This window comes from Streptomonospora alba (genome assembly GCF_000826685.1).
GTDB lineage: Bacteria > Actinomycetota > Actinomycetes > Streptosporangiales > Streptosporangiaceae > Streptomonospora > Streptomonospora alba.
Window position 1 is genome coordinate 186,127 of the sequence record NZ_JROO01000010.1, and the last position, 17,387, is coordinate 203,513.

Here is a 17,387-nt window from a genome sequence, read left to right on the forward strand (position 1 = left end):
TGCACAGTAGAAACGCCATCGAAAAAAATTTTCGGGTCTGGAGATGTCAGGCGTTCGCTGTGCTTCTCTGGCTGGATTGATGTTTAGTGTGGCCATTTTTTCCGTAGGTATTCGACAGTTTCCGGCTGCTCGAGAATCTGTGTTTCGACGTGCTGTATCGGAGAAACCGGTATGACTGAACTGCTCGACGATCCGCGCTTCGATCACGTAGTACTCGTGAACAACCAACGGCAGCACAGTCTGTGGCCTGCGTCGGTCGCAACGCCCCAGGGGTGGGTGCCGGCGTATGGTCCGGCTTCCAGGGGAGACTGCCTCGACTACGTGCGGCAGCACTGGGCCGACATCCGCCCCGCGAACGTCCCGGACACCCGGTGCGACCACCGATCCCCAGGCACCGGGGGCCGCCTTGAGCGATGAGCAGCAGGCCGGGACCGCCGTTCCCGACTCCACGCGACTGTCCTTCGGTCAGGAGCGGTTGTGGCTGCTACAGCAGCTCGACCCGGCCAGCACCGCGTACAACGTCCCGCTCGCGCTGCGTTTCCACGACGGCCTCGACCCGGAAGCGCTCGACCGGGCGCTCGGCGCGCTCGTGCAGGAGCATCCCGTGCTCCGATGGGTGTTCGCCGTGGACTCCTCGGGCACGCCGGTCGCCAGGCCGGTGCCGTACTTCCGTGTTCCGGTGGAACGACGGAGCACCGGTCCCGGCGAGGACGACTGGCGGGCGCACGCGGACGAACTGGCCGCCGAGCCGTTCGACCTCACGGCGGGCCCCCCGGTGCGTGCGATGGTGGTCGAATGCGCCGACGGGTCGGCCGTGCTGTGTCTGGTAATCCACCACATCGTCTTCGACGGCCGGTCGGCCCAGGTCCTGACCGACGATCTGACGGCCCTTTACCGGTCGAGGACACCGCCGGCGCGCGAGGCGACGTATGAGGATTTCGTCGCTTGGCAGCGTTCGGCCGCGAGCGCCGATTCGGTCGCCGAGCACCTGCAGTACTGGCGGCGGGAGCTCGACGGATTCGAGCGGTTACGGCTGCCGACCGACCGCCCACGAGCGCCCGGCCTCGGATATGCGGGCGATCATGTCGAATTTGAACTGCCCGCCGAGCTGACGGCGGAACTGCGTGCGTTTGCGTTGCAGCATTGGTCTGCGGTTTCCAGCGCAGTGGCGGCCCTGTTCCAGGTGCTGATGTCCATCCACGCCGGGCAGGAGGACGTGACGATCGGATCGGTGCTGTACGGCCGCGACGACCGCCGCTTCTCCGACGTCATCGGCTTCTTCGTGAACACGGTGGTGTTGCGCACCCGCATCGAACGCTCGACGTCGTTCCGCGAACTGCTCCGGCAGGCGCACGGCAAGGTAATGGCGGCACACACCCATCAGCGGGCGCCGTTCGAGCAGGTGGTCGCGGCGGTCCAGACGGAACGGGAACCGGGCCGCAATGCGATTTTCGACGTCGTGTTCGTCCACCACGGGGAGTTGTCCGCACCCGATGAGAACGACCGGATCACCCCTCTGCCGTGGACGGTCGGGACCACCCGGTTCGACCTGGAACTGGCCACCTACGTGCGGAACGGCGTGCTGCACGGCACGTTGACGTTTCGCTCGGGTCTTTTCCACCGCTCCACCGCGACGCGGCTGGCCGACCGGTTCGCCCGGCTTGTAGAACAGGCGCTCGACCAGCCGGACCAGCCGCTCTCCCGGCTGGACCTGCACTGCGCGGCGGAGAGCCGTCGCCGGGAGGAGCGCTGGCGCGCTACCGAACGCCCGGTCGCCACTCGGTCGCTTGGAGCTCTGCTGGAAGCGGAGGTCGCACGAACGCCCGACGCAGTCGCCGTGGTCGCGCCGGACACCCGGCTTACCTACGGGCAGCTCGACGCGCGGGCGAATCAGCTCGCGCATCGGCTGATCGCGGCGGGCGCGGGCGCCGAGGACATTGTCGGTGTGCTGGCCGAACGCAGATTGGACGTTTTAACGGCATTCCTGGCCGTCGTCAAGGCCGGCGCGGCGTATCTGCCGCTATCGGTCGACGATCCGGTGGCCCGGCATCGCTCCCTCTTGCGCGAGTCAGGTGCGCGGCTACTCCTATCGGACCGTTCCCGCCGGGGCTCCGAGGGCTGCGAGAACACCGCGACCATCGATTTCGACGCAGCCACGTTTCCGACGCACTCTCCAGGAATGGACGTAGGCGCCGACCAAACGGCGTACGTAATGTACACGTCGGGTTCCACCGGAACCCCGAAAGGCGTGGCGATCGCGCATCGCCAGGTGGCGGAGCTGGCGCGGGACAGCGGCTGGACCGAGGCCACACGGTGCGTGTTGCACCACTCGCCGCCTACCTTCGACGCCGCGACGTTCGAGGTCTGGGTTCCGCTGCTGTCCGGCGGACAGGTCGTGCTCGCTCCGCCGGGAGCACTCGACGCTGCCGTCCTGGAACGCGTCGTAGGCGAGGAGTCTGTGACGTGCACGTGGTTGACGGCTGGACTGTTCCGGGTGTTCGCGGAGGAACGGCCCCAAGCATTGGCGGGACTTTCGGAGGTGTGGACCGGCGGCGACATCGTCCCGCGCTCCGCGGTCGCCGCGGTGCTCGACCATTGCCCGGAGCTCGTCGTCGTGAACGGGTACGGCCCCACGGAGACGACCACGTTCGCGACCACCCACCGCATTCGCGAGCTGGACGAGAGCACGGGAGCCCTGCCCATCGGCACGCCGCTGGACAACACCCGGTGCTACGTGCTGAACCACGAGCTGCAGCCGGTGCCGGACGGCGTGATCGGTGAGCTGTTCATCGGGGGCACGGGGGTCGGCCGCGGCTATATGCACCGCCCCGACCTCACCGCAAGCCGGTTCCTCGCCGATCCGTTCGGCCCGCCGGGCGGCCGGATGTACCGCAGCGGCGACCTGGCGAGGTGGCGGGCGGACGGCCTGCTGGAGTTCCACGGGCGCCTGGACGATCAGGTGAAGATTCGCGGATACCGGGTGGAGCCCGGCGACATCGAGGAAGCGCTGACCGGACTTCCCGGTGTCGGCCAGGCCGCCGTGGTGGCGCGCGGAACCGAGGATACGACGCTGGCCGGCTACGTGGTACCGGCAGCCGGGGCCACTCTGGGCGAGGAGGAGCTGCGCAGTGCACTCGCCGAATTCCTGCCCGGCCATCTGGTCCCGTCCGTGTTCGTCGTGCTGGACGCATTGCCGGTCACGGCGAACGGCAAGATCGACCGCCGCGCGCTCCCGGAGCCCGCCGCGGTCGCCGTGCGCGCCCCTGGCCGCGCTCCCCGGACGGTCCGCGAGGAGGTGCTGTGCGCCGTCTTCGCCGAGTTGCTCGGTACCGCGGCCGTCGGAGTCCACGACGACTTCTTCGCAATGGGCGGCCATTCGCTGCTCGCCGCCAGAGTGGCCAGTAGGGCCCGGACCCTGTTCGGTATCGACCTCACGGTACGCGCCGTCTTCGAGAACCCGACCGCGGCGAGTCTGGCGGCAGGGCTCGACCACGTCGCGCGGGTGCGTCCCCCGCTGACCGTCCGGCAACGGCCTCGGCGAGTCCCGCTCTCGTCAGCGCAACAGCGCCTGTGGTTCATCGACCAGGCCCACGGCGGACGCACCCCCGTCTACAACATCCCGGTCGTGCTGAGGATGCGCGGGCGGCTGGACGTCGCGGCGTTGCGGGCGGCGTTGCGCGACGTCATGGGCCGTCATGAGTCCCTGCGGACGGTGTTCCCGACGGAGGAGGGTATTCTGCGGCAAGCGGTGCTCCCACTGTCCGAAGTGGACATGGACGACCGGTGGACCGTCACCGAGGTCACCGAGGCCGACTTGCAGCAGGCAGTCGACGCGGCGGCGCGGCGCACCTTCGACCTGCGCGTTGACGCGCCGATTCGGGCCTGCTTGTTTCAGGTGTCGCCGGACGATCACGTGTTGCTCGTGGTGATTCACCACATCGCGGGCGACGGCTGGTCGATGGGCCCGCTGCGCCGCGACCTCGCCACGGCATACCAGGCACGGTCGAGCGGTGCGGAGCCCGACTGGCGCCCGCTGCCCGTGCAGTACGTCGACTACACCCTGTGGGAGCAGGAAGCTCTCGGCAGCGAGGACGATCCGCGAAGTATAGCCGCGACGCAGGCGCGGTACTGGCGCGAAACGCTCGAGGCGCTGCCCGTCGAGCTGACGCTGCCGGTCGACCACCCGCGCGGCACGGCCCCGACCGGGGACGGCGACGAGGTCGCCGTCGATCTCGACCCCGAGCTGCACGCGACCTTGCGCGAGCTGGCCGTGCATCACCAGGCAAGCCTCAGCATGGTGCTGCAGGCGGCGCTGGCCGCGCTGCTTTCGAAGCTGGGTGCCGGTACCGACATCCCCCTCGGCGGGCTGGTGGCGGGCCGGTCGGACGAGGCGCTGACCGACCTGATCGGCTTCTTTGTCAATACCCAGGTGCTGCGCTACGACCTCGGCGGCGATCCGACGTTCGGCGACATGATCAAACGGGTGCGCAAGACGAACCTCGCGGCCTACGAGCATCAGGACCTGGCGTTCGACCGGATCGTGGAGATTGTGTCCCCGCCGCGGGAACTGAGCAGGCATCCGCTGTTCCAGGTCGCATTGACGTTCCAGTCGAGCGCGGACGGCACGTTCGTGATGGGCGACCTCGGCGTCGAATCGATGTCGGCGCACGTGGGAGTCGCGAAGTTCGACCTGCACTTCGACTTCACCGAGCGGATAGGCGCGGAGGGCGACCTCCTCGGCGTGCGTGGCGTACTCGACTACGACACGGCTCTGTTCACCCGTTCGACCGCCGAGCGGATCGCCCGTGGCCTGACCGGCTTGCTGCGTACGCTCGCCGGGAGCCCGGAGCTGCCCCTCCACCACGCTGGCGTGCTGGACGAAGCCGACGCGCGGCTGCTGGTGGAATGGAACGACACGGCGGTGGACACGCTCCCCGCGACATTGACGGAGTTGATCGAACGGCAGGTGGCGCGGACGCCCCACGCCGACGCCGTGGTGTTCGACGATGAGCGGCTCTCGTTCACCGAACTCGACGCGCGGGCCGACCGCCTCGCCGAGCTACTGCGCGAGCACGGGGCTGCCCCCGAGCGGTTCGTCGGGGTCGCATTGCCGCGTTCGGCCGAACTCGTGGTCGCACTCGTGGCGGTGCTCAAGTCCGGTGCGGCGTACCTGCCGATAGACACCGAGCAGCCCGCCGACCGAGTCGCGCTGCTGCTGGACGAATCCGCTCCCGTCGTCGCGATCGCCACAAAGGAAACCGAAAGAAGTCTGTCCGCGTCCACCGCGCGGGTGGTGCTCGACGACGAGGGGGTGGTCGAACACCTCGCCGGGCGCGCGCCTTCGGCCGACGGCCTACCGCGGACCGCGCCGTCGCCGGAGAACCCGGCCTACCTCGTCTACACCTCCGGCTCGACCGGGCGTCCTAAGGGCGTGGTCGTGCAGCACGACGCGATCGTGAACCGCCTGGAGTGGATGCAGGCGAAGTTCGGCCTGACGGCCGAGGACCGCGTGCTGCAGAAGACCCCGTTCGAGTTCGACGTGTCGGTGTGGGAGTTCTTCTGGCCGCTGATGACCGGCGCGACGCTTGTGGTCGCACGTCCCCATGGCCACCGCGATCCGGATTACCTCGCCGAACTGATTCGCCAGCAGGACGTGACCACCGTCCACTTCGTACCGTCGATGCTCGACGTCTTCCTGACAGCGTCCTCGGCCGCCGCGTGTACCGGTTTGCGCAGGATCATCTGCAGCGGCGAGGCGTTGACCACGCCGCTGGTGGAGCGGTCTTTCCGGACGCTCCCGGTGGCGGTGCACAACCTCTACGGGCCTACGGAGGCGGCGGTCGATGTGACGTCCTGGGACTGCGCGCCGAACGCGGGCACAGCCACCGTCCCCATCGGCTCTCCGGTGTGGAACACCCGCCTGCACGTGCTGGACCGGCGGCTTCGCCGTTTGCCGATCGGTGTGCAGGGGGAGCTCTACATCGCGGGCGCACAGGTGGCACGGGGTTACATCGGTCGGCCGGACCTGACCGCGGAGCGCTTTATCGCCGACCCCGACGGACCTCCCGGCGCCCGGATGTACCGCACCGGCGACCTCGCGCGCTGGACGGCCGAGGGCGTCCTGGAGTTCCTCGGCCGCGCCGACGACCAGGTGAAGATCCGGGGCGTCCGCATCGAACCGGATGAGATCGCCACAGTGCTGACCGAGCACGAAGCGGTACGGCAGGCGGTGGTCATCGGCCGGGACGACCGGCTGGTCGCCTACGTCGTCCCGCACGGCCCGAGCGAGGGCGCAGGGGACGGGATCCGTGCCGAAGCGCTGATCGCCGCGTTGCGCACGCGGCTTCCGCAGTACCTGGTGCCGAATGACTTCGTGGTCCTCGACGCGTTGCCGGTCTCGAGCAACGGCAAGCTGGACCGCAAGGCGCTGCCGGCTCCGGTCCGTGCGCCGGCGGCGTCCGGGCGTGCGCCGACGACCCCGAGGGAAGAGATCCTCTGCGGCCTGTTCGCGGAGGCGGTCGGGCTCGACCGGGTCGGGGTGGACGACAACTTCTTCGACATCGGCGGCCACTCGCTGCTCGCCGCCCGCCTGGTCGGCGCGATCAAATCCGCGCTCAACGTGCAGCTGTCCGTCAACCACCTGTTCCAGGCGCCGACCGTGCGGCGGCTCGGTGAGTCCATCGACACGGGCGGCGCGCCGGCCGCAGAGGACGTGCGATTGCCGATCCGGAACAACGGAGCGGGGTCACCGGTCTTCTTTATTCATCCCGGAATCGGGTACAGCAGGTGTTATGCGGGATTCGCCCGGCACCTGCACGGATTCCCGATCTACGGCTTGCAGGCACGGGCCATATTCGATGCCAACCTGCTCGCGCCGACCCTGAAGGACATGGCGAGGGACTACCTCGAACGGATTCGCGAAGTGCAAGCGGAAGGCCCGTACCGGCTTGCGGGATGGTCGTTCGGTGGCAACGTGGCGCACACCATCGCTGCCATGTTGTGGGAGGCGGGCGAGGAAGTCGAAACACTCGCGCTGATCGACGCCTACCCGTACGCGGGCAGGCCGCGCGGTTCGAACGCGCCGAAACGAACACCGGATATTGCGGAGATTCGCCGTCTGCACATCGACGGCACGACGCTTTCCGAAGTGGACGATGAGCGCGTCGCCGAGCTTGCCGCCGTTCTTACGCACAACACGGGTCTCGCCGAGAGACACAAACCGCCCCTTTTCCACGGGGATCTCTTGTTCTTCCGAGCGACCGGTCATCCTGACGTCGCCGAACTGCGCCCCGACGCCTGGCAGCCGTTCGTCACCGGCTCCGTGCGCACCTGCGACGTCGCCGCACCACACCACGAGTTGTTGCGGCCGGAACCGCTGGCGAAGATCGCCGGGGTGCTGGCGGACCGGTGGGCGGGACCGTGCGATGCCGAGAACCCAGGAAAGAGGGGCTAGCCGTGCAATACGACGGTGGAAACGAGGCCGAAGCGGTCGACGGGATAGCCGTCATCGGAATTTCCTGCCGCTTTCCGAAGGCGGAGGGCCCCGATGCCTACTGGGACCTGCTGGAAACCGGGACCGAGGCCATTTCCCGCCTCGACGACCGGGCACTGATCGAATCGGGTGAGGACCGGAACGCGCTGTCCGACCCGGACTATGTCCGGGCGCACGGCGTGCTCGACGGGGTGGACCTCTTCGACGCCCAGTTCTTCGGGATGAGCCCTGGAGAAGCAGCGCTGATGGATCCGCAGCACCGGTTGTTTTTGGAATGCTCGTGGGCGGCATTCGAGGACGCCGGGTACGACCCGAAGGACCATCCTGGACCGGTCGGCGTCTACGCGGGCTCGGGCTGGAACAGTTACTTCATCCGCAACGTGGCGGCGCATGCCGAATTGCTGTCACCCGGTTCCCTGCAGCGGACGCTGCTGGGCAACGAGAGCGATACCCTGGCGACCCGCGTGTCGTACAAGCTGGGGCTGCGCGGCCCCAGCATGACGGTGCAGACGGCCTGTTCAACGTCGCTGGTCACGGTCGCTCAGGCATGTCAGTCACTGCTGTGGAACGAGTCCGACATGGCGCTCGCCGGTGGGGTGTCCATTCGGACGCCGCAGGCCGGCCACCTCTATCAAGAGGAGAGCATCTTCTCCCGCTCCGGGAAATGCCGTGCGTTCGACGCGGGCGCCGACGGGACCGTCATCGGCAGCGGTGCGGGCGTCGTGTTGCTGAAACGACTCGAAGACGCCGTGGCAGACGGCGACCACATACACGCCGTCATCAAGTCAGCGGCGATCAACAACGACGGCTCCGTGAAAGCCGGCTATGCGGCCCCCAGCGTCGAAGGACAGTCGGCCGTCATCCGCGAGGCACACGCCTTGGCCGGTGTTCACCCGGAGACGATCACCTACGTCGAGACCCACGGCACCGGGACCGTCATCGGCGACCCTATCGAGATCGCCGCGCTGACCGACGTGTTCCGGGCCGCCACCGATCGGACCGGATTCTGCGCCATCGGCTCGGTCAAGACGAACGTGGGACACCTGGACGCCGCGGCCGGGGTCGCCGGCCTGATCAAGACGGTCCTGGCGCTGCGGAACCGGAAGATCCCCGCCAGCTTGAACTTCGAGCAGCCGAACCCGGCAATCGACTTCGCGGCCGGTCCGTTCTACGTCAACACCCGGACGACCGAGTGGAGCGACTCGGCCGGGCCGCGGCGTGCCGGAGTGAGCTCCTTCGGTATCGGTGGCACCAACGCGCACGTCGTGTTGGAGGAAGCGCCCGCGGTGCCGGTCGTGGAGCAGGGCGGAGCGCAGGTGCTGCCGTTGTCCGCGCGCACCGCGGCGGCACTCGACCAGCGGGTCGGGGATCTGCGGGACCATCTGCGGGCAGGCGGGACCGGGGGACTGGCCGACATCGCGCACACCCTGCAACGCGGCCGCCGCGCCTTTGCCCATCGGCGAGCCGTCGCTGGGGGCACCACAGACGAGGTGATCACCGCGCTGGACGCTCTTACCGGCGCCGAGCCGGCGCCCGCCTTTGCGGAGGGCCGGCAGGCCGCCTTCCTGTTCAGCGGCCAAGGGCCGCAACACGTCGGGATGGCGCGGCGCCTCTACTCCGCCAACCCGGTGTTCCGCTCCGAGGCCGACCGGTGTTTCGACCTGTTGCGCAACACCCATGGGCTCGATCTGCGGGAACTGGTCTATCCCGCTGATGAGAGCCGGACGGAGGAGTGCGACGCGGCCCTCACCGAGACGCGCAACGCACAGCCCGCCCTGTTCGTCCTGCAGTACTCCTTGGCGAAGACGCTGGAACACTGCGGCGTGCCGATGGCGGCCGGGGTCGGGCACAGCTTCGGCGAGTATGCAGCCGCCACCTTGGCCGGGAGTTTCGCGCTGGAGGACGCGCTTTCCGTCGTCGTCGCCCGCGGCCGTCTCCTGCAGGAACTCCCCGCCGCCGGGGCCATGCTGGCCGTACCGCTGGGCCCGGACGAGGTGGAGCCGCTGCTCGGGTTCGACCTGTCGATTGCGGTGGTGAACCATCCCGCCTCCTGTGTCGTGGCCGGCCCCAGCGACGCGGTGACAAAGCTGCGGGACACTTTGATCGAACGCGGTGTCGACGCCACGGTGCTGCGTATCTCCTATGCCTCGCACACGCCCATGGTCGAGCCGGTGCTCGGCCCGTTCGCCGCGCAGTTCGCCGGTATCCGGCTCGCGCCGCCCCGGGTACCGTTCCTGTCCAGCGTGACCGGAACGTGGATCACCGACGAGCAGGCGACCGACCCCGGTTACTGGGTGACCCACCTGCGCGAACGGGTCCGTTTCGCGGACGGGTTAGGACACGTCTTCCGCGATGTCGACCACGTACTGGTGGAACTCGGCCCGAACGAGGTCCTCACCAGCCTGGCCCGGCGCCACCCCGAGACGGATCGGAGCCGCATCGCCGCACCCGCCCTGCCGCGCCGGTCGGTATCGGAACCGGACGACGTGGTCTTCCTCCGCTCGGTCGGCTCGCTTTGGTCCTCCGGCGTCGACGTGGATTGGGACGGTGTGCACCACGGTGGGCGCCGCCGCGTTTCACTGCCGAGCTACCCCTTCGACCGCCAACGGCACTGGATTTCCCCGCCCCGAGCCGCCGAGACGGCCGGGGAAGAGTTCGACGCGGCGGTCCGGGAGGGCCGCAAGGAAACCGATGCCCGGATCGCCGCGGCCGACCTCCCGCGGCGCCGGGCGAAGGTGGAGCTGCTGGAGCGGTTGAGCGCGGCCTACCTGGCCGACGCGATCGCGGCGCTGGGCGCGCGCTCTCTCGGGGACGGCCCGGTCGAGCGGTCCGAGTTCCTCGAACGGAGCCAAGTCCAGCCCTCCTATCGCTCGCTGTTGGCCGAGTGGCTGGACGAGCTGGACCGGCTGGGCCGGTTGCGGCGCGATGACTCCGGACGGATCGCCTCGGTGGCGTCGTGGCCGCCGGAAGAGCTAGACGACCTGCTGATCCGCGCGCGGAGGGCGTGGGCCGGTCAGCCGGAGGCCGAGCTGGTGCGGCGATGCGGGGCCGCGTTGGTAGACGTGGTGCGCGACGGTGCCGACCCCGTCCACCTGTTCACCCCGCTACTGGACCGGGCCTTCGCCGAACCCGGTGAAATCTTCGGCGCCGAGTACGCGCCGGTGATCCGGCGTGCCCTGTCCGGGGTGCTGGGGACCCAGCGCGCCGCCAACGGCCTGCGCGTGCTGGAGATCGGCGGCGGCACCGGCATCACCACCGGTCAGGTGGTGGAGGAGATGGCCGACCACGGCGGCGGTCACCGATACGTCTTCACCGACATCAGCGACGCGTTCGTCGCACATGCCGCCCGGCGCTACAGCGAGCATTCCTGGTTCAGCACGGCCCGGCTCGACATCGAGCAGCCGCCGGACGAGCAGGGCTTCGAAGGCAGCACCTTCGACGTGGTCATCGCGGCCAACGTGCTGCACGCCACCGGCGAGCTGGACCGGACCCTGGAACACGCGCGGTCACTGGTGGCGCCCGGCGGGCTTCTGCTACTGGCCGAAATCACCACGCCGACGCTCGACTTCGCCGTGAGCTACGGCCTGCTCATGGGACCGGTGGCCGACGCGGACCGGACCCGCAGCGCACCGTTCCTCTCCCGCGAACGCTGGGAGCGCAAGCTGTCCACCGTGTTCGAGTCCATCGCCGCCCTGGCGCCGGAGGGCGGCGTCCTCGGTCATCAGGTCTTCGTCGGCCGGAACACGGGAGAACGGCAGAACCACCCGGCGTCCGGTGCTCAGGGCGGCCGTAGTCTGCGCAAGGAGAACGACGTCGGCAAATGGTTCCGGGTGCCGTCTTGGAAGCGAACGGCCGCCGTCGGCAGGCACGGCGGCGGAAAACCAGCGGACACCTGGCTCGTGCTGGCCGGTTCGTCCGAAGTCGACACAGAGTTCTTGCGCCTGCTGCGGGCGGCGGACCAGCACGTCGTCAGCGTGCGGCCGGGAACGGCCTACCGCAGGCAGGACGAATCGGTCTTCGAGATCGACCCGTACGCCGCGGGCGACTACGAGCGGGTCGTGTCCGAGCTGGCTGCCCAGGGCAGGAGCCCGGACCGGGTCGTGTACCTGTGGGGGCTGGCCGAGTCGGCGGCCACCCCCGACGAGGACGCCGTGCCGGACCGGTGGCAGAAGTGGCGGGGCCTCATCAGCCTGGCCACGGCGATCGACTACGCGGGTCTGGCCAGGTCGGTCGACCTGACGGTCGTCTCCGCTGGTTTGCACGACGTGCTGGGCGAGCATACCCGGCCGGACGCTGCTCTCCTGCTCGGCCCATCCCGCGTTATTCCGCTGGAATACCCCGGCATCACCAGTCGAAGCGTGGACTTCGCCGTTGCGCGCGACGACGACGCGCGACACAGCAGGTCGGTCGCCCGGCACCTCGCGGATGAGGTTTTCGCGGCTCCCGCAGACGAGGTGGTTGCCTATCGGGGCGCGTACCGGTGGGTGGAAACCGTCGAACCGCTCACATTGGACCAGCCGGACGAGGGAGCCGGCGATGGGGCGGCGGTGCGGCGCGGCGGCGTTTATCTCATCACCGGCGGCCTGGGCACCATCGGCTCCAGCATCGCGCGGCACCTGGTCGAGACCGTGGGCGCCAAGGTCGTGCTCATCGGGCGCTCGGGCCGGGACCGCGATTCCGGCGGAAACGCACCCTGGCACGACGGCAACCCCGACGTGCTGGTGCTGACCGCCGACGTCACGGACGCGAAGCGTATGCAGGTGGTGGTGGAGACCGCGGAATCGCGGTTCGGGCCGATCAACGGGGTGATCCACGCGGCCGGCCTGCTCGGCGACGGCGCGATGGCCGGCAAGTCCGCCGAGAGCTTCGCGGAGGTGCTCGCGCCGAAGGTCACGGGCACCCTGGTGCTGCACGAGTTGTTCCGGCACCGCAACCCGGACTTCATGGTCCTGTTCTCCTCGCTGTCAGCCCGCAAACCGGGCTTCGGCCAAGCCGCCTACGCCGCTGCGAACTGCTTCCTGGACTCCTTCCCGCACAGCGAGTTGGCGGCCGATCACCGCTCCGTCACCACCATCAACTGGGACGTATGGCAGGGCAGCGGCATGGCCTACGACGCGACCGGCCCCAAGGTGCTCCAGCAGTTGAAGCTCGCCGACTTCACGCACCGCGGCATCCTGCCCGAGCAGGGAGTCGACGCCTTCCGCCGCGTGCTCGACAGCGGTCTACCCCAGGTCTACGTCACCAGCTCGAACTACCTCGACATGCTGGACGACCGCAACCGCGACCTGTCGCAGGTCTACCTGGAGGAAGTCGAGCACCACGGCGACCAGCAGCAGCGACAGGCACGACCGGAGCTAAACACCGAGTACACCGAGCCGCGGACCACCACCGAACAGATGCTCGCCGAAATCTGGCGGGGGCTGCTGGGCATCGAACGCATCGGCGCGAACGACGACTTCTTCCAGCTGGGCGGCGACTCGCTGCTCGGCAGCCAGATCGTCACCCGAGTGCGCAACAGCCTCGGGGTCCACCTGCTCTCTCGGATGATCTACGAGCACCCGACCATCGAGGAGTTGGCGAAGGTGGTTGACGACGCGCTGATCAGCAGCGCCGGTCCCGAAGCGATTGCCGAAGCGATCGAGCAAGTCAAGAACGGGCGCTGAGCACCGGAAACCGACACGCGAGGGATTGGGGACCGACCTCATGACGGACACGACGCCTCCCACCGACGACCTCTCGCCCGCCGAGCGGGAGCGGCTGCTGGCCGCACTTCGCCAGCGGGCCGCAACCGCGAACGGCGACGGCATACCGGCACGGGGGACCGACGCACCGGCGCTCGCGTCAATCACACAGCAACGCCTCTGGCTGATGGACAAGTTGCGTCCGGGCCTGGCCACCTACAACGAAACGGCCGCGTGGCGGCTCGGCGGCGAGGTCGACGTCGCGGTGCTGCGCGACGCGCTGGGCGAGATCGTTCGGCGGCACGAGTCCCTGCGCACCACGTTCGCCGACTCACCGGACGGCCCGCTGCAGGTGATCGGCGAACCGCAGCCGGTCCGGCTGGACGTCACCGACCTGACCGACCTCGCCGAGGACCGGCGAGAGGCCAAGGCGCACGCATCGATCGTGGCGCAGGCACGGCAGCCGTTCGATCTGGCCGACGGTCCTCTGCTGCGGGTCGCGCTGCTGCGGCTCACCGAGCGGGAGCACATCCTGGTGCTGATCGCGCACCACATCATCACCGACGGCTGGTCGACCGACCTGTTCCGGCGTGAGCTCGTGGAGTTGTACGCGGCCTTCAGCGCGGGCGAGCCATCACCCCTCGCGGAGCCCACCACCCAGTACGCGGACTTCGCCGACTGGCAGCGGCGGCGCATCGGCGAGGCCGGCCTGGACCCGCAGCTCGACTACTGGCGGAGGCAACTGGCGGGTGCACCGGCGCTGCTCGAGCTCCCTGTCGCCGCGTCGCGGCCAGACGTCACCACGCACGACGGCGCGCGCGAACTCGTTGTTGTCCCGGACGAACTAGGCCGCGCCGTGGCCGAGCTGGCCCAGCGGCACGGCGCGACGTCGTTTATGGTGCTGCTCAGCGCATTGCAGGTCCTGCTCCACCGGTACACCGGCGAGGAGGACATTCCGGTCGGCACCGCCCTGGCCGGCCGGGAGCATCCCGAACTGGAACGCCTTATCGGGTTCTTCGCCAACACCGTTGTGCTGCGCAGCAGGTGCGGCCCCCAGACCACCTTCCTGGATGTGCTCGCTCAGGCTAGGGAAGCCGTCATCAGCGCGCAGGACAACCAGGACGTCCCGTTCGAGAGCGTGGTGGACGCGCTGCAAGCGGAGCGTTCCCCCAGCTTCAACCCGCTGTTCCAGACCATGCTGGTGCTGGAGAACGCCCCGGTGGCGCAGCAGGACGAGTCGGCGGGTCTGGGGATCACCCCCGACGAGGTGGACATCGGTGTCGCCAAGTACGACCTGGTGCTGCAACTGCGCACAGACGGGGACACGTTCAGCGGATTCTGGGAGTACAGCACCGATCTGTACTCGGCCGATGACATCCGACGGCTCAGCGTGCATTTTTTGACCTTGCTGGAAGCCGCCGTCGCCTACCCCGGCCGGCCGATCGCGGAACTGGCGCTGCTGCCCGACGACGAACGGCGCACGCTCGTCCTGGACTGGAACGCCACCGACGCACCGCTACCCGCCGGTCACGGCATCCACCAGCTCATCGAGGCGCAGGCGGAACGGACACCCGACGCTCCAGCGGTGGTCGTGGGCGGGCGCGAGGTGTCCTACGCCGAGCTCAACCGGCGCGCGAACCGGCTGGCCCGGTGGCTGCGGCAGTTCGGTATCGGGCCGGGCAAGCTCGTCGGTGTCGCCCTGCGGCCCTCGGCCGACGCGCTCACCGCGATCCTGGCCACGCTGAAGGCGGGCGCGGCGTACCTGCCGCTGGACCCGGCGTACGGCGAGCGTCGGCTCCAGGCCATGGTGGTCGACGCGGCACCGGCGGCGGTCCTCACCGACGGCGACACGTCGGAGCGCCTTCCCGACCTCGCCGCAGGGAAGGTCGTGCTCGAGCGTATCCACGGGGAGGTCTCCCAGGAGGACGACCACGAACTCGGCCTTGCCGTCACCGAGGACGATCCGGCCTACGTCATCTTCACGTCTGGATCGACGGGCAGGCCGAACGGCGTGCCGGTAAGCCACCGGAACCTCGTCGCCTCCACCGCCGCCCGCTGGATCCGGTACGATGCGCAGCCGCAGCGGTACCTCCTGCTGTCTTCGCTGTCGTTCGACAGCTCCGTGGCCGGAATCTACTGGACCCTCACCACGGGCGGTGCGGTGCTGATCCCGCCTACCGCGCAGACCGCCGAGATCCCGGAGCTGCGCCGGGTCATCGCCGAGGACAGGCCGACCCATCTCCTGGCCGTGCCCTCACTGTACGAGCTGATCCTGGAGGAGGCGGACCGGGCCGAGCTGGACTCGCTCAACAGCGTCATCCTCGCCGGTGAACCGCTGTACCCGGATCTCGTGGATCGGCACCGGGAGCGCGTGCCCGACGCCGGGCTGTTCAACGAGTACGGTCCGACCGAGGCCACCGTCTGGAGCACGGTCCACCGGTGCGGACCGACGAGCGGTGCAGGCCAGGTCCCTATCGGCAAGCCGATCGCCAACGTCGGCGTCTATCTGCTGGACCGGACGGGGCAACCGGTACCAATCGGAGTACCGGGAGAGTTGCACATCGGCGGCGCCGGGGTTACCCGAGGCTACCTGGGCAAGCCCGAACTGACCGCGGAACGGTTCGTCCCGAACCCCTTCGGCGCGGGTCGGCTGTACCGGTCGGGCGATCTCGCTCGCTACTTGCCGGACGGCTCGATCCAACTCCTCGGCCGCATCGACGATCAGGTAAAGGTGCGGGGCTACCGCATCGAGCCGGGCGAGGTCGAGGTCGCGTTGCGGGAGCATCCTGCAGTGGAGTCCGCCGCAGTGGGCGTGGCGGAGGACGCCACCCGGCACCGCAGGCTCATCGCCAACGTGGTGCTGCGCGACTCCGGCGCCTCATCCACGGAGTTGCACGAGTTCGTTCAGGACCGGGTGCCGCACTTCGCCGGGCCTTCGCTGATCGAGATCGTGGAGGAGCTGCCGCGTCTGCCCAACGGCAAGCTCGACCGGGCCGGACTCGTCGTGCCGACCACCGGTGACGGCAGCGGAGGCGCCGAACCGGCCGGCCTGGCGGCTGTGCTGGCCGAGATCTGGCGGAGCACGCTTGGGTTGGGCTCGGTCGGAGTGGACGACAACTTCTTCGAGGTGGGCGGAGATTCGCTGAGCATCGTGAAGGTGTACAACCAATTCAAGCCGGTTGCGGGTGCGGAAATCACGATTACCGATCTGATCAAGCATCCGACGATTCGCCAGGTGACCGAATTTCTGGGCGCCCGATGACTCTTCGGTCGCCACATCCCCGATTCAGGTTCAGCAGTCAACGTAATTCGAGGCGAATATGACCATCGAACACACCGCGCTCGGTGCGGGCTCGACCCGCGTCATCGAACGCTCCGGCAGCCAAGACGTCGACCTGTTCGAGTTGCCGACAGACGAGATCCAGGAGGTGTACAAGGAATCGGGGGCGCTGATCTTCCGCGGATTCGACGTCTCCGACCCGACCCGGATGCACTCCTTCGCCGAAAAGTTCAGCACCCGGTTCAACCGGGACCGGCTTCGCCCGACGGTCGCCGGCAGCGACGGCTACGTCCAGGCCGTCCTCGAGGGACAGGGGTTCGTCGAGCCGCATGCGGAGCAGGCCAATTCCCCGTTCCGGCCCGATGCGCTGTGGTTCTGCTGCCAGACACCGTCCAAGGACGGCGGCGAGACGCTCCTGTGGGACGGGGTCCGGGTGTGGGAGCGGCTGGACGAGGATCTGCGGGAGCTTTTCGAGACCAGGCGCATCCGCTTCTTCCAGAAGTACGAGGAGGACAAGTGGCAGCTGTTCCTCGGCGGGGACGCCACGCTCGAGGACCTGCGGAACACTCTCGACGCGCTGGACGGAGTCTCCTACTTCCTGCACGACGACAGGTCGATCTACCTGGAGTACGTGGTCTCCGCCGTAGTCACCACGAAGTACGGAAACCACCGCTCGTTCGCCAACAGTCTGATGACCGAGCGGGAGAACACACTCGGGGACGCGATGGCCCTTGAGGACGGAACGACGATCTCCGATGCCGACATAGGGCGGATCAATGAAGTGATGATGGGAGTGACGGAGGAGATCCCGTGGCAGCCCGGTGATCTGGCGTTCATCGACAACAGTCGGTTCCTGCACGGCCGCAATCCCTACAATGACCCCGGCCGCCGGATATTCTCCAGCCTCAGTTTCCTCAATTTCTAAGCACCACCC

The 17,387-nt window shown here is 68.7% G+C and carries 5 protein-coding genes; all 5 read left to right on the forward strand.

All coding sequences use genetic code 11. The features are described from left to right. The first annotated feature begins 171 nt into the window (after positions 1–171). The 5 genes from LP52_RS26320 to LP52_RS07000 are packed head-to-tail and all read left to right on the forward strand — an operon-like array spanning position 172 to position 17,378. Positions 172–417 (forward strand): MbtH family protein, encoded by a 246-nt coding sequence (locus LP52_RS26320; protein ID WP_084722983.1) that lies wholly within the window; start codon positions 172–174, stop codon positions 415–417. Further along, positions 407–7,453 carry a non-ribosomal peptide synthetase gene (locus tag LP52_RS06985; protein ID WP_052809537.1) on the forward strand — a complete coding sequence of 2,349 codons (7,047 nt, stop codon included), beginning with the start codon at positions 407–409 and terminating at the stop codon, positions 7,451–7,453. Before LP52_RS26320 ends, LP52_RS06985 begins: the two co-directional genes overlap by 11 nt. 2 nt (positions 7,454–7,455) lie before the next feature. Further along, the gene (locus tag LP52_RS25690; RefSeq protein WP_052809538.1) at positions 7,456–13,155 is read left to right on the forward strand and encodes a type I polyketide synthase; all 5,700 of its coding nucleotides are present in this window, start codon (positions 7,456–7,458) and stop codon (positions 13,153–13,155) included. Between the two features lie 40 nt (positions 13,156–13,195). Continuing rightward, the gene (locus LP52_RS06995) at positions 13,196–16,435 is read left to right on the forward strand and encodes a non-ribosomal peptide synthetase (RefSeq protein WP_052809539.1); all 3,240 of its coding nucleotides are present in this window, start codon (positions 13,196–13,198) and stop codon (positions 16,433–16,435) included. Between the two features lie 58 nt (positions 16,436–16,493). Then, positions 16,494–17,378 (forward strand): TauD/TfdA family dioxygenase, encoded by an 885-nt coding sequence (locus tag LP52_RS07000; RefSeq protein WP_040271735.1) that lies wholly within the window; start codon positions 16,494–16,496, stop codon positions 17,376–17,378. The last annotated feature ends 9 nt before the right edge of the window (positions 17,379–17,387 follow it).

Excerpts from the sequence above, each read along its gene's own strand:
- LP52_RS07000 (WP_040271735.1), top strand. The coding sequence starts at position 16,494 with ATGACCATCGAACACACCGCGCTCGGTGCGGGCTCGACCCGCGTCATC.
- LP52_RS06995 (WP_052809539.1), top strand. The coding sequence starts at position 13,196 with ATGACGGACACGACGCCTCCCACCGACGACCTCTCGCCCGCCGAGCGG.
- LP52_RS26320 (WP_084722983.1), top strand. The coding sequence starts at position 172 with ATGACTGAACTGCTCGACGATCCGCGCTTCGATCACGTAGTACTCGTG.